10 protein-coding genes are annotated in these 14,648 nt (G+C 41.5%); 4 read left to right on the forward strand and 6 right to left on the reverse strand.

What is annotated here, in order from left to right:
* Positions 1-151 precede the first annotated feature (151 nt).
* Both CD03_RS0101245 and CD03_RS0101250 read left to right on the forward strand, forming a co-directional pair.
* Positions 152-976 (forward strand): MerR family transcriptional regulator, encoded by an 825-nt coding sequence (locus CD03_RS0101245; protein ID WP_027292075.1) that lies wholly within the window; start codon positions 152-154, stop codon positions 974-976.
* A 49-nt stretch (positions 977-1,025) separates the two neighbouring features.
* A complete protein-coding gene (locus tag CD03_RS0101250) occupies positions 1,026-2,009 on the forward strand; it encodes a serine hydrolase domain-containing protein (RefSeq protein ID WP_027292076.1) in 984 nt (327 codons plus the stop codon).
* 133 nt (positions 2,010-2,142) lie between these two features.
* On the opposite strand, the gene CD03_RS0101255 is transcribed toward CD03_RS0101250, so the two are convergent.
* From CD03_RS0101255 to CD03_RS0101275, 5 genes are all read right to left on the reverse strand, one after another.
* Positions 2,143-5,310, reverse strand: coding sequence for a glycosyl hydrolase (locus CD03_RS0101255; RefSeq protein ID WP_027292077.1), 3,168 nt, complete (start codon positions 5,308-5,310; stop codon positions 2,143-2,145).
* Positions 5,307-6,707 carry a family 4 glycosyl hydrolase gene (locus tag CD03_RS0101260; protein ID WP_027292078.1) on the reverse strand — a complete coding sequence of 467 codons (1,401 nt, stop codon included), beginning with the start codon at positions 6,705-6,707 and terminating at the stop codon, positions 5,307-5,309. Before CD03_RS0101260 ends, CD03_RS0101255 begins: the two co-directional genes overlap by 4 nt.
* 64 nt (positions 6,708-6,771) lie before the next feature.
* Positions 6,772-8,145, reverse strand: a complete 1,374-nt coding sequence (locus tag CD03_RS31935; RefSeq protein WP_197041609.1) for an ABC transporter substrate-binding protein — start codon at positions 8,143-8,145, stop codon at positions 6,772-6,774.
* Positions 8,146-8,185: 40 nt separating this feature from the next.
* Positions 8,186-9,019, reverse strand: coding sequence for a carbohydrate ABC transporter permease (locus CD03_RS0101270; protein WP_027292079.1), 834 nt, complete (start codon positions 9,017-9,019; stop codon positions 8,186-8,188).
* Between the two features lie 3 nt (positions 9,020-9,022).
* Positions 9,023-9,916, reverse strand: a complete 894-nt coding sequence (locus CD03_RS0101275) for a carbohydrate ABC transporter permease (RefSeq protein ID WP_044288835.1) — start codon at positions 9,914-9,916, stop codon at positions 9,023-9,025.
* Between the two features lie 472 nt (positions 9,917-10,388).
* On the opposite strand from CD03_RS0101275, the gene CD03_RS0101280 reads away from it, so the two are divergent.
* Together CD03_RS0101280 and CD03_RS0101285 are read left to right on the forward strand one after the other, a co-directional pair.
* Positions 10,389-12,221 (forward strand): sensor histidine kinase, encoded by a 1,833-nt coding sequence (locus CD03_RS0101280; protein WP_027292081.1) that lies wholly within the window; start codon positions 10,389-10,391, stop codon positions 12,219-12,221.
* Complete coding sequence (locus tag CD03_RS0101285) at positions 12,196-13,386, forward strand: response regulator transcription factor (RefSeq protein ID WP_027292082.1); 1,191 nt, start codon at positions 12,196-12,198, stop codon at positions 13,384-13,386. Before CD03_RS0101280 ends, CD03_RS0101285 begins: the two co-directional genes overlap by 26 nt.
* Here the strand turns inward: CD03_RS0101285 and CD03_RS0101290 are convergent.
* The gene (locus CD03_RS0101290; protein ID WP_027292083.1) at positions 13,379-14,461 is read right to left on the reverse strand and encodes a helix-turn-helix domain-containing protein; all 1,083 of its coding nucleotides are present in this window, start codon (positions 14,459-14,461) and stop codon (positions 13,379-13,381) included. The two genes, CD03_RS0101285 and CD03_RS0101290, sit on opposite strands and share 8 nt — an antisense overlap.
* Positions 14,462-14,648 lie beyond the last annotated feature (187 nt).

Genomic DNA, 14,648 nt, shown 5'->3' on the forward strand with positions numbered 1-14,648 from the left:
TCAAATGTGTATGTGCTTACTTACTTGATTCCATTTTCATATCATGTTACCTTCATAATATACCATGCCAAATTTATCACATTGACTTTACCCTTAGGGCAAGGTGTAAGATAGAGACAAGCGAAAAGGTTCGCTGAAAGGAGGATATTCGATGTTATCGATTGGAGAGTTTTCTAATATATGCAAAGTATCAACAAAGACGCTTCGTTACTATGCGGAAATCGGTCTCATTCTGCCTGATGAAATCAACCCGGAAAATGGTTACCGGTATTATTCCGTGGAACAGTTAGAAACCATGTTATTTATCAACCGCCTGAAATCATACAATTTTTCTTTAGAGGAAATCAAGACCATCCTCGGTTCGCAGGAATTGCAGGATGAAAAACTTTATCAGGAACTGATCCGGAAGAAAAAGGAAATTGAGCAACAGGTCACAGAATTTCAAAAGACGTTAGACCAGCTCAATCATGATATTACAATTTTAAAACAGGGTAAATCCATTATGTCATATTTGGAAAACATTGATGTGCAGCTTGTAGAAGTTCCTGTGATGTATCTCCTGTCTATTCGAAAAATGGTTACCGAATGTGATATTGCAGAAGAATATGGAAATTGCTACGGTAAAATATTCAGAAAAATAGCAGATGATAAATTAACTGTACTTGCCCCGCCCATGGTACTTTTCCACAGTGCAGACTTTAGCCCGTTTGGGTTGGATATAGAATTCGCAGTCCCAATCAAAGAGTATGTTACGGGGACAAGGGATTTTCACCCCGGGCTATGTTTAAAAACAGTCGTACACGGTTCTTATTCCGACTTGTCTTCGGTATACACGAAGCAGCGTGAGTGGGCGGAAAAAGAAGGCTATGAAAACAATAATGCCCTTTATGAAGTATATGTAACTGACCCTTCCCAGGCTGCAGATGAAAGTGAACTGTTAACCGAAGTTTATTACCCTGTCAAAAAAAAGGTTTGATCTAAAATCATTGCAGTTAAACAAAATTTCTAATTAAGGAGAGCTTAAAATGAACCTGGAAAAAATAACAGAGTTAGAAAAGAAAATACAGAAAGATTATAGCAATACAGCTGGCATCGTTGTACAAAAAGAAGGAAAAATACTCTATGAAAATTACTTTAATGAATGCAATGCTGACAGCCGGATCCATGTTTATTCCGTAACAAAAAGTATTGTTTCCATATTGATTGGCATTGCCATAGACAAGGGTAAAATTAAAAGTATCGATCAGAAAGTATTGGATTTTTTCCCGGATTATACCGTTAAATCCAGAGAAAAAACCATACAGAATATTACCCTTAAAAATCTGCTGACCATGACAGCTCCATATAAATACAGAGTTGCTCCCTATATAAAATATTTCACAAGCGACGACTGTGTAAAATTTACCCTGGATTTATTAGGCGGGAGGGGTAAAATAGGAGAATTCAGATATACACCGCTGATTGGACCGGATATAATGTCGGGCATTCTTGTCCGGGCAACCGGGCAGTCTGTATTAGATTTTGCAGCAGAAAATCTATTCACACCATTGGGAATTACAGTAGAGCGAAATCTGATTTTTCATAATAAAGAAGAACAAATGGAGTTTAACAAATCTAAAACGATCAGTGGATGGGCCACAGACACAACCGGCATAAATACAGGAGGCTGGGGACTGACGCTCTCTCCACTGGATATGGCAAAAATAGGTCAATTATACTTAAATGACGGAATGTGGGATGGAAAACAAATTGTATCAGCTAAGTGGTTAGATGAGAGCACAAAAGTACACAGCCAGTGGAAAAAACAAAATCTGAATTATGGATATCTATGGTGGATTATGGATAAAAAAGACCATGTCTGCGCAGCTATGGGCGATGGGGGGAATGTAATATACTTTCATAAAAAGAAAAATATGGTAATATCCATCGCTTCCTTTTTTGTACCAAAAGCTAAGGACAGGCTGGAACTGATTAGCGAATACATCGAACCCATTTTTGAACATTGTTAATTTCTCGCATTGGCACACCCCGTATAGGAAATGTGAATAACCTGCAGGACGTCAGTGTTCGTATTCCCGCAGGCATTTTAAATGTGATAACAGGTGTTGCCGGATCAGGAAAAAGTATGCCAAGGTGAGACACTTACAGCAGACTGCTTGCGGGAAGCATGTGCTTTATAGAAACCGGATAAATCGGTACCAATTCATGTTTCCCATAATCGAAATAGGTGCCATCCAACATATTCGCCAGCGTATTGATTCTCCTGATTTGAATAATATTTTCTCCATCTTTCAGGTATTCCCGTCTGCATTCCCACTGATATGGGGTATATGCCCTCACACCCAGGCTGTGTCCGTTCATCCGGACTTCCAGACATTCCAGACACGTATCTTTAAAATCAAAGTCCAAGATGAATGTTTCCGGCATTTCCTGAATTACAAAGCAAACCTCCTTAGTAAAGGTAAGCGTCCCGCTGTAATAAGGAAATCCTTCTGTAAAATCAGGAGAAAATTGAGCCGTCTCCGGTTTTTTAATCAATTCACGCCTCTCGTTAACACCAAAGCTGCCTATGATATACAGCGGATCACGAATCCCGTCCGACTCTATCGCAACTTCTACCTCCACTGAAAGTATATTTACATCCGGAATCACCCATTGGGAAATATCACAGATTCTATTATTTTGATCATTGATAAAAACCCCTTTAAAATCTTTTTCTCTGATCTCATTCCCGTTAATGCAAATCACATAATTGCCGGTAATAGTCCGCTTATCCAGTAAAAGAGCAATATTTTCCGGCATTTCCTGTATTTGAAACGTTGTTCGATAAGAAACGTTCACCGGATATTGAATATGTACCTGCTTCGGTGTCCCAAAATCACTTTCGAATTTAAACTGTTCGGCAGCCAATACCGGTTGTTCTGCGCATTGTTCTGCAAATGTCTTTACCTCCGTGTCTGTCCAGTGAATCTGATCCAGGGACATCTGAAACTGATCTATTCTAAGAATATTGCCCCCTGATATTTCTATCTGCATAGGCTCTTCCGTTCCAATTGTTACTTTAGGTAATTTGGATGATAATGCGGCTTCCCTGCTCTCTCGGGGCGAAAAGCAGATACACTTGCTTTCCAGCGGTGCAAATTCCAGAGTAAGTCCTTCTTCTATCGTACCAAGCTGGTGCTTTTCCCCATTATCCAGGCAATACTGTTCTGCCGAAAAACACAGATGCTTCCTTTTATTTTTTATTTCTGCTTCCACATAATCCATCCCCTGGTTTGCAAGTAATACATAGATATTGCCCTCTTCATCCGCACGAATAGAAGTTATGAATTCTTTCCTGTGCTCTTCGTTAAGACAGATTTCAAAGGGAGCATCTACAATTCTCCTGCAGCAGCTGATCATTGCTTCTTCCATACCTGCATCCTTAAATGCACCTGCAGACGGCAGAAATGTTACCTGATCCGGATATTCCGTTAACAGATGACGCCACTTCATTTCCATCTCCTCATCGGTAATTCCAGTGTCCAGGGATTTATCCGGAAGCTTCCCAAGAAATAGAAGATGCCCTCCCCCTCTCAGGAATTCCATAAGCTTATTGAGCGCTTCTTTTTCATAGAAAAATGCCGGTGGGATAATTACCAGTCCATAAGATGCCCTGCCCATTATCAATCTGCCATTTTTCACTTCAAACTGAGGAAGCATCTCAGAATCCAGATGATCGTACTGTAGCTGATTTAGCAGAATGGTCTTGGTAGTATAAGCCCAGTCATCCCTGATCTGATCACAAAGCTTCTCTTCTTCCCGGTCTTCTCCCCGGTAAGGAAATCCCTGAAAAGGATCACCCAGAAGGGACCACAACGTTGGTGACGGATCCAGAACAGCAATGGAACAGATCTCTTTTGATTCGGATATAAATACAGACATGCGCCCTACATAGTCAGCCAGCTGACGATATTCTTTCCAATAAGGATTCTGAAGAAACTGTGACGGAGGTGCATCGTGTTTCGCAATGGAATCAATGGTATAATAAAATGCATGGAAGTTGAACATATTGATACCGCTGCATCCCAATCTGTCAATCATCCATTTTGCATCCTGCATGGTCATCGTCCAGCCCACACTATGAAAACTTTCAATTAAAGCCTGTTTCCTGTCCAGCTGCTTTGCAAGAGAACCAACTGCATTTGCACTGTACCGGAAATGCCGCAGGTATTTGTCATAAATCCATTCCAGGCTTTTTCCCGCTTTTTCATGAGCAGTGTCTCCACCCGGAATTGTACTGTAACGCTGTGTGGATAATCTCATAAAAGGAACCTCAGCTGCATAGGAAAGATGGTGTTCTTCGCACCAGTCCGCAACCTGTTTATGATAGCTTTCCACAAAAATCTGATGAACTACATCATACATATCATAGCGGATTTTATAAGCATTTTCCCAGGTATGGTTGTGAAGTGCGGGCAGATTATCCAGCAGGGAATACCCTTTTCTCTTTTCAAATTCTTCCGGAACACGCCTGGACCAGGGAATGGGGCTTAACATCCCCACTTCATCGGAAAACATCCCCATTACGGTGTCTCCAAACCGGTCCCCGATCTGCCTGGCATATTTTTCATGGGTAGTCTCCAAAAATGTTCGGACTGCCCGGGGATTACAGGGATCAAAAAATCCTCCGTAATATTTAAAATCCCCAAGCGGCGCCTGTCCGTAAATTTCAATCCTCCAATCTCCCTGCGGCAGTGTCACCACCAGTACTTCCCTTGGTCCGTATGTGAAAAATCTTTTGTTATTATAAGCTGTCAGTCCTGTTTTCTGATAAATTTCTGTCTGCTGCAGATTCCCAATGAAATCCTTTAGATCAATCCGATGCTCCGGATCACACTGTCCATCCACAACCTGAAAAGCGGCTGCATAGAGAATTTCTTCAAATTCCAGCACTCTGGTGAATTCCACACCGCCTTCCGCTTCAAATGCATAGTGATGGAGAACCATATGCTCCGCTTCCGGATGACGGAGCAATACCTCTCCTCCGCTCATGCCAGAAGGATAAGGGTATTCATCATACAACCAACTTTCCAGCCCATTTTCTTTTGCTTTCTGGCAGGCAAATTCGATCAGTTCGAACCACTTTTTCGAAAGGTAAGGCACCGTTTGCCCCTGTCTTGGGCAGATAAACATTCCTCCCAGCCCTTTTTCTGACATCTCTTCTATCTGATGCTCTATTTCCTCTTTCGTAATATCTCCGTTCCAGAACCAGAAAGGATGGATACGGTTTTCTTTCGGCGGATTGCGAAATGCTTCTTCCCAACTCATAACTGCCACTCCTTCGGTAAATATTTCCGGGTATTTTGAAGCATTTCATTGATCAGGGATTCTGTCTGTTCCCCAGAAAGCCGTTCATGAATCAGCGGATCATGAAGAAATGCTTCCATTAACAATTGTCTGTTACAGGTAAGCGCAGCTTTTAAAGTGCGCTCATGATTATCCAAATGCGGCATGGTCAGCTCCAGAATACTGCATGGAAGTTCCCCTGCATAAAGTGGCTTTATGGAATCCCTTTCGAACAGGGCATTTGTTTCTACTACCGCATCTAACGGAAGATTTTTAATCTGTCCTGCCGTATTCGGAATATTCACATTGCTTACAACTCTGGTAAGCCCACACAGCGCTTTAATTAAAGCGATTCCTTCTTCTCCGGAATCCTCCAGTTTCATTTCTTCCTCACCGGATACCAGACGCCTGCTCTTTTGAAGCCGTTCTTTTAAATCCTGTTTTCTCCATTCCACCGTTGTCAGTCCGAATTTCCAATGTGCCGCAGTCCCGGGATCTTTTAAATAGATATCACCAGGTAGAAACTCAGCCAGATGGCGGTCACCCGCTGCGGCGATCAGACCATATTTACAAAACAGGTCAAATTTCACCCGGTGTGCACAGTTGAAGGTAGAATTCGCCCAGTTTTTATCATTCTCCTCATACCCTTCTTCGAAGTGGTGTTCAACATAATCACGGTAAACAGGCAGCAGGTCGATTCCCTCATAAGATGCCTGGTCAAACCATGTAAAGTGATTGATCCCAAGAACATTTACATGGATGTCACTGCGGTCAATCCCTGTCAGCTGAGTGGTTTCCTCCAGAATTCCCTTTAATACTTTCTGAGTACCGAATACTTCATGACAGCATCCAAATGCTTTTATTTTCGGGAACACATGATATAAAGTCTTAACACAGATGCTCATGGGATTGGTATAATTGATAACCCATGCTTTTGGTGCAAAATCCTTTATGCCCTCTGCTATTTTTACAAACATCGGTATAGTGCGCATTGCCCGGATCATTCCTCCCGGTCCTGCCGTATCTCCTACTGATTGGTAAATCCCATATTTTTCCGGAGCATGTACATCGGACTGCATTTCATCAAAAGTTCCCGGCAGAATAGATATAATAATAAAATCACTTCCGGTCAGGGCATCCTCCAGACGCTCTGCCACCTGGTATTTCCATTTTCCTGGCGTATCTGCTCTTGCTGTGAGCGCATCACCTATTACTTTATTGTGACCGGCTGCTTCCTGATCCATATCATACAGGCACACGGTTCCGCCAAGTGCCTCTTCTTTAGCCAGATCTCCCATAAATACCCATGCCCAGCCCCTGGAGCCTCCGCCAATATAAGTTATTTTCATGTCTTTTATTTTATGGTCCTTATACATCATCTTCGTTTAACATCCTTTCTTACTCATTCCGGAAAGGTCATTGTAACAGCATCTTTCCCTTAGTTTATTTATTTTTTACATTGGCATCATATTCTGCTTTTAACTGGGTCATTTGATCTGCCCAATCATTCAAAAATTCCTGAGCACTGGTATTTCCCAGCAGTACATTCTGAAAGCCTTCGACCAGGACATTCTGATGGAGATCATAATAACCGATTACATTGATTGGCAGTGTTGCAAGTTCCGTATTTTCATCTAACAAAGCATCCGCAGCCTCTTTAATCGGTGCTGCTTTAGCTACCCAGTCATCCTCCAGGGCTTCTTTATTACAAGGTACCTGACCGATTTTTTCGTTGAACTTACTGCTGCCATTTTTCTCACATAAATAACTGATAAACTTAAATGCTTCCTCCGGGTGTTTGGAATTGTTGAAAATGGACACTCCCATACAGCCATTCGATACAATTACTTTTGTATCTTTTTTAGAATTCAGGGTTACCAGGGAATCAAAATTTTCCGCCCCCAATGTATCTCTGTGCAGTCCATATGATCCAAGATTATGGAAGATCATCGCTGCAGATCCGGAGTCAAAGGCGGAAATCATTTCCGTTGCCCCGTTGGTAATATCACTCTCCGGCGTATAGACATTATAAATCTTTGCAAAGCTGTCTAAGAGCTGCACATGTGCAGGGTCGTTAATTGTGGATTTTCCATCTTCATCAAACATCTGGGTGATACCGGAATACTGATACATCATCTGCTCGAACTGCTGGGAATTTCCGGCACCGCCGCGAAGAGAGAATCCGTAAATACCCTTTTCTTTATTTGTTGCTTTTTTTGCAGCTGTAATAATTTCATCCCAATCCTCTGGTACCTGTATATTTGCTTCTTTTAGAATATTCGTATTGTACCAAACAGCAGGAATAGTAACAGTTTGTGCCAGCCCATATGTTTTTCCGTCCGGCGCCATGTCCCGGATACTCTCCTGGAATACTTCCAGCTGCTGATCTGCATCCGCCCATCCAGCCAGATAATCATCTAATGGAACCAGGGCATTTTGAATAATAAAATCGCTCATCCAATACTGGGACACAATGCCGCAGTCCGGTGCAGTCCCTCCCTGAATTGCCACATCATATTTAGATTTCGCCTGATCAGCCGGAACAGGGACGAAATTTACCTTAATATCCGGATTCTCTGCTTCAAACTCTGCAATGATCTGTTTAAAAATTTCCGTACGAACCGTATCCGCATTATTATCCCAAAAAGAGATCTCCACTTTCCCGCCTGCTGCATCAGATTTCCCCGACTCCGTTTCCGAACTGTCTGCTGCTGCATTGTTATCTGCCGAATCTTTTGATCCGGAACTGCATCCTGCGAACAAAACTGCTGCCATAGTGCAGCTTAAAAGTAACGCTGTAATTTTTCTTCTTTTCATTTTCCTTATCTCCTTCATCATCTCAATTTTCAAATGCATCTCACCCTTTGACTGCTCCTGCACTTAATCCGCTTACCAGATATTTCTGCAAGTAAGCAAATAAACCTACCGGTATAGACATAGCAATCAATGCACCTGCAGCCATAGCTCCATATTTCACACTGTATTCTCCCTGCATCATTTTCAATCCGATTGGCACCGTATATTTAACCGGATCATTTAAGAACATCAAACCAAATAAAAACTCATTCCAGCATCCGATAAACGCAAAAGCTGCTACAGTGACAATGCCCGGTACCAGCATAGGCAGTACTACTTTGAATACCCCCTGGGCTCTGCTGCATCCATCAATCTGGGCGGCTTCTTCCAGTGCTATGGGTACACCCTCAACAAACCCTTTCATTAAAATACAGTTAAAAGGAATCTGAAAAGTAATATTTACAATAATCAGGGACAGATGGCTTCCAACCAGATGCACACTGTTAAAAATGTTAAACAGCGGAACCAGCAGCACCGCCGCCGGGATAAACTGTATCGCCAGAAGAAGCCCTAAGAAGGCCATTTTCCCTTTAAATTTATACCTGGTCAGTGCATATCCGACCATAGTAGCTATAACGATAATAAACAGAACAGAGATTATGCTGATTTTCAAACTATTTAAAAAGTAAATATCAAATCCCGCATTTTTCCATGCCTCAACAAAGTTAGCAATCGTGGCATTTGAAGGCAGGTAGTCTACCGGAAATTTTAATATATCCTTTTCATTTTTCAATGACGTAACAATTGACCAGAAAATCGGAAAAATAACAAAGATATTAATCAGTATAAGGGGCAGCCAGCGCAAAAAAAGGATGACGCTTTTTTTCTCTTTCATTTGTTAATCCTCCTCCTTTCCAAAACCGGATGCTTTGATATATACAATCGCCACTACTGCCAGAAGTGCAAAGCTGACAACGGAAATCGCAGACCCATATCCATAATTATTTGTTTTAATCGCCTGGTTGGCAATCAGCATACTAATTGTGGTAGTCTTACCAATGGGTCCTCCGCCTGTCAGACTGTATATCAAATCCACACTATTGAATTCCCAGATTGTACGAAGCAGTGTTGTGAGCACAATGGTATTTTTCAGCATGGGAAGCGTCACATATAAAAATGTCTTTACCCGGCTGCTGCCATCCACCCTTGCTGCTTCGTAAACTTCTCCCGGAAGTCCCTGCATTGCCGCCAGTATACTGATTGCAAAAAACGGGATACCTCGCCAGAGTTCTGCTGCGGCCACAGAGCCGAATACCAGGTTCGTATCTGCCAGCCATGCCACATTTTCTTTGATCAGTCCCAGTCTCATTAAAATATCATTCAGTACTCCAAAATGCTGATTAAAAATCAGACTGAACAATACCGCGGTCAGAACGCCCGACATCGCCCATGGAACAAAAGTCAATGCCCTGAATATCCCCCTGCCTTTAAATTTCTGATTCAGAATAAGTGCCACTACCATACCAAAAACCAATTGAAGCCCTACCTCCACAACTACCCATTTTACCGATACTCCCAACGCTGTATAGAATTCTTTATTTGTAAAAATACGAATAAAATTATCAAATCCTACAAATCCATTCATATAAGGTTTCGTGGGGTTATAATTCTGAAATGCCAGATAAAAAACCTTTCCAAGCGGATAAATTAAAACAAATGCGATAAGACAGACCGCCGGTAATATTAACAGATAAGGAGTCCAAACTACCTTATTTCTTCTTACATTTTCCATTTCTGCACCCTTTGCAGTACAGCAGCTCCTGTCTGCTATGCTGCCGCAATTAAATCAGGTTGAAAATCACTGCGTTGCTTCCTTTCACTTTCATATTTTCTTCAACCCTTACCACTCTTTTCATTCTGTAAAAACGTATCTGAACATTGCTAACACCCTGCCCCGGCTGCCTCCCTCATTTTTTGACTGTTGTTATTTATTATCAGACACGCTTTAATCAAGTACTTGATACAAACATCCGCAAGTTCATGACACTTACGTTTTTTCGGGATGTTTTTATTTAAACACACATTCTGAGGTTCGTAAATTCGATAAATTTAGATCATATTATAATATCTTTGTGAATTTGCTTTTTGCATCCAAAAATATTTTAAATATATTGACAAGGGATTCATCAGCCTCTATGATTAATCTAAATTTTAATTCTCAGTAATACAAGTTCCACTATAACAGATAAAACGGAGGTCCTGATATGAACCGTCTGCTTTCCAGATTTTCCCTGCGCTTCGTTATTATTATATTCTGCCTGCCCTTTCTAATTTTGCTAACTATCACCTTTATGGTCTTCTATCAGACTGGTACCAGCCGGTTTTCTAAAATGATGGATAAAAATACCAGAACGCTGGTTGCACAGACGCGGGATTCCATAAATGACAGCCTGGAAAATGTATATTATCTTTCGAACTCATTGACTTCTTCCCATACATTTTATAAAATCCATGATAATATTGGAAATAATAAGGCACCGGTCACTCCTGAAAAATACCTGGAGTTCTCCAAAAGCCTGCGCAGCTTTCTGGAACATAATCCTACTCTGATTGACTCGATTGGGGTATATTTTACTGATAACTCTGTGAATTTGTATCTCTCCAATAAGATTAACTGCGTAATGCAGCCCGCTTTTCAATTTTCAGATTATTATAATCGATGTGCTCCTTTTCAGCTGAACTGGCTCACTTCCAGAAATGATTATCCTTACGCTGTAAATGCTCAGGATGAGGCTCCCGGTTACAGCCTTATTGAACTGTTAGGCAGTACGGATACTGATCTTAAGGGATTCTTTCTCATAGGAATCAATGACCGTCTTTTCACGGACCAGATTAAAAACTGCCGACTCACAGAAAACAGCAGTGTAACCATCCTTCAGGACGGTAAGCTTGTCTATCAGGATACCGCAGTCTTCGGAAATCATACACTGGACAATCTGACTGAAACTGAATTGATACAGATCAAAGAGAAAGTTGCAGCGCAGCCCGAAGCTGACAGCCTCTCTTTTGCACTCAGCGGTCATTATGCCGTTTACATGCCGCTGAGTCTGGAAGGTGCAGGTGTTTTGGCAATCATACCAATGGATGAGATGTTTCTGGACTATCGGGATTTTTCCAACACCCTTGCAATTCTGGCTGTTATCGTTCTCGCCGGATGCGCTATTTTATACCTGCTAATTTCTCAGATGCTTTCTTTTCCAGTTGTAAACCTATTAGAACAGATTGACCACATACAGGCAAGCACCCTGGCAATTCCCATTCAGGGAAGCGGGAGCAAAGAAATGCTGCGTATCAGCCAGGGAATCAACAATCTCTTATCCCGTATCCAGGTGCTGATGGATTCGCTTCAGACAGAAATGCAGGCAAAACAGATTACTCAGCTTCAGGCACTCCACTCTCAAATAAACCCTCATTTTATGTACAATGCACTGGATGCCATGAAACAATTATGTGAGCTGGGAGAAACAGAAAAAGCAGGACAGATGATTGACAGCCTCGCCATGTACTATCGGATCGGTGTGAGCAAGGGGCGGGATATCATCCGCCTGAATGAGGAATTAACTCATACCGATATGTATCTGGGTATTTTGAAAACCAGATTCGAAGATTTCCACTACGAATTTACTATTCCCCGGGAACTTATGGACTGCACTATCATTAAGATAACGCTTCAACCCATTGTTGAAAATGCCCTTTACCATGGTCTTCGCCCTTACCGTACCGATGGGCATATTCGGATCACAGTCAGCCGTGAACAAAATGATATCTATATCCGGATTGAAGATGACGGTGGGGGAATGGCAGAAAATGTGTTAGAGGAAATCAGAACCTCTCTGAATGCCCCCGCCTGTACGTTTAAGGATCAGTCAGTAAAAATTTACGGCGTGAAAAATGTCCATGACCGTATCCGCCTTACCTATGGAAAAGGTTACGGACTTTCCATTCAAAGTGAATTAGATAAAGGAACTGCAGTAACAATCAAAATACCTTATAGAAAAGAGGAATGTATAAATGACGAAAATACTATTTGTGGATGATGACGCCATTGCCCGCCGTAATATCGAAAACAGGATTCATTGGGCACAGAATGGTATGGAACTTATTTACTCTGCCAGAGACGGCATAGATGCATTGGAGTATATGAAGGATCATAAGCCGGACATTATTATCTCAGACATAAAGATGCCGGTTATGGACGGCATTGAAATGGCGATGATCGCAAAGGATTATTACCCGGATCTTAAATTTATTTTTCTCTCCGGATATAAAGAATTTGAATATGCACAGCAGGCTCTTAAACTAAACGCGGTTGATTATTTAACCAAACCGGTTGATACCGGGCAGCTGCTTTCTATTATCAAAAAAGCCCAGTCCCAGCTGGAAAAAGAAAAAAATATTGATCTTATCCTCCAGGAAAAATATCCTCTGATAAAACGACATTATATCTCCAAACTGATGAGGGAAAATTTTCAGGAAATGGATGATTCCGTATTTAAAGCCTTTGATATTAATTTAAATCAGGGGCTGGGCGTTGTGGGTTTTATAGACTTTCCCTATGGGCAGGATCAGCCCCTGGATTATATTGGCACCCGGATCCAGGATCTTTGCAATATGCTCACCTCAAAATATAAGGGCAGTTTTTTCTTCTGCATGGATACTATGGAAATCTTCATGGTTTATACCAACAGCGACAGCAATGCCAGATCCCGTTTTGAGGAATATCTTAGGGAACTGGAATCCTTTGTGAACCTTTATCTGGATTCTGTCTTTCACACTAAGGCTGTTTTTCACTATGGTACCACCATGCATAACCTGAATGATTTCTACCAGTCTTACCAGACCGCCCAGCAAAGCCTGAACTCAGAAGCAGACAGTCTGCTCTTAAACATAAAAAAATACATCGAACATAACTATGGAAACTCCGAACTGAGCCTGATCATGATCGCCAGTCATTTTAACATTAATCACTGTTACCTGACCAGTATTTTCAAAGCTAAATTCGGTATCAATCTCTACGATTTTCTGATCCAGATCCGTATGGAAAGGGCAGGCGCATTTATCCGTACTACCCAGTTAAAGAATTATGAAATTGCCGAACGGGTGGGCTATAAAAACAGCCAGTATTTCTCCGTCAGCTTCAAAAAATATTTCAGTTGTACGGTAACGCAATATCGTGACCGTGTAAAAGACCTGATCAGCTGAAACCCGGCGTGTCAGGCCCATTTTTTCTCATCTCACCCGGTGAAATTTTATACCTATGCTGAAAGACACGATAGAAATAATTGCGATTGGTAAATCCCAGTTCCTGCATTACATAAGTAACCGTCCTGCCTTCTTCCGCCAGCATTCTCTGTGCCTCTTTTAATGCGAAGGACTGACTGTATTCCCCAAGGGTCATGCCGGTATACTTTTTTACAATACGATTCAGATAATCGGGATGGTAATTGAAAGCTAAGGATATATCTTTTCTGCTTACCGCACGGTGCTCCTGCTCTAAATACTGCGTCAGACGCACAAACAGATGATCTTCTTTTCCTGAATCCAAACGAATATGGCTCATCCTGAATTTTTCCCCGTCTTCGAAAAGTTCAAATAACGAGCATAGGATACCCTGTATAAAAAAGAGGCTGCCTGTTTTCGTATTAAGAAGCTCTACTGCCGCCTGATCAAAATAATGTAAAATCTGTTCGTGCACAGAAGACATAGCATCGCTTCTCACAGGGGCAAGATCTATATAATTTTTTTTATAATTTTTTGTTTCCCTGATGCAGTCATCAAAAAAATGAAACAGGACGGATTCCTTCTTTTCCCCCTCCCGATAGAGTTTTCTGCCGCATTTCTTCATAATATCCTCTATAAATTCCGGAGACATGCACAGAAATACAGCTTCAAAATCGGTGGAAAACTCTTCATTATGGCGCGTGCTGCAGTTAAGCAGACATCCATATCCCGCCTGATACTGATAGCTTGCTTTTTCAATATGCTGGCAGACTTCTCCCTTTAGAACATACATAAACTCAAAGTAATTATGCTGATGCATAGGGCTTTTGCTGGGCTCCAGCTCATCATAGTCACTCAAGTCTACTTCAATATCAGCATGCTTTCCAAATGCAAGATCCACTAATTTCATCCGCTTTTTCTCTTCAGACACCCGGCAGCACTCATAAGTCAGCCCAAACGGCATCTGAAGCAGATAAAATTGTGACTCCTCCCTTCCGGATTCATTTATGGCAACGATTTTATTTCTGGCTTTTGCATAGGGATTTATTGACTCCATTTTTGCTCCTTTTCTGATTCAAAAAACGTATCTGCCGTTTGGGATATATAAATATTTATCAAAATCATCTGCTTTATTTTGAGAACCGCACATGATAATTGCTGCATGTAAATCAGTTCATTTAAATCAGTGCATTTAAATCAGTATATGTATATCAGTATATATATATCGATTTGTAAATCGGTAT

It is taken from the genome of Robinsoniella sp. KNHs210 (genome assembly GCF_000686105.1).
In the GTDB taxonomy this organism is placed as follows: Bacteria; Bacillota; Clostridia; order Lachnospirales; family Lachnospiraceae; genus Robinsoniella; species Robinsoniella peoriensis.

Bases quoted from the DNA above. Each gene is read 5' to 3' on its own strand.
- CD03_RS0101245 (WP_027292075.1), top strand. From the start codon at position 152: ATGTTATCGATTGGAGAGTTTTCTAATATATGCAAAGTATCAACAAAG.
- CD03_RS0101250 (WP_027292076.1), top strand. From the start codon at position 1,026: ATGAACCTGGAAAAAATAACAGAGTTAGAAAAGAAAATACAGAAAGAT.
- CD03_RS0101255 (WP_027292077.1), bottom strand. From the start codon at position 5,310: ATGAGTTGGGAAGAAGCATTTCGCAATCCGCCGAAAGAAAACCGTATC.
- CD03_RS0101260 (WP_027292078.1), bottom strand. From the start codon at position 6,707: ATGATGTATAAGGACCATAAAATAAAAGACATGAAAATAACTTATATT.
- CD03_RS31935 (WP_197041609.1), bottom strand. From the start codon at position 8,145: ATGAAAAGAAGAAAAATTACAGCGTTACTTTTAAGCTGCACTATGGCA.
- CD03_RS0101270 (WP_027292079.1), bottom strand. From the start codon at position 9,019: ATGAAAGAGAAAAAAAGCGTCATCCTTTTTTTGCGCTGGCTGCCCCTT.
- CD03_RS0101275 (WP_044288835.1), bottom strand. From the start codon at position 9,916: ATGGAAAATGTAAGAAGAAATAAGGTAGTTTGGACTCCTTATCTGTTA.
- CD03_RS0101280 (WP_027292081.1), top strand. From the start codon at position 10,389: ATGAACCGTCTGCTTTCCAGATTTTCCCTGCGCTTCGTTATTATTATA.
- CD03_RS0101285 (WP_027292082.1), top strand. From the start codon at position 12,196: ATGACGAAAATACTATTTGTGGATGATGACGCCATTGCCCGCCGTAAT.
- CD03_RS0101290 (WP_027292083.1), bottom strand. From the start codon at position 14,461: ATGGAGTCAATAAATCCCTATGCAAAAGCCAGAAATAAAATCGTTGCC.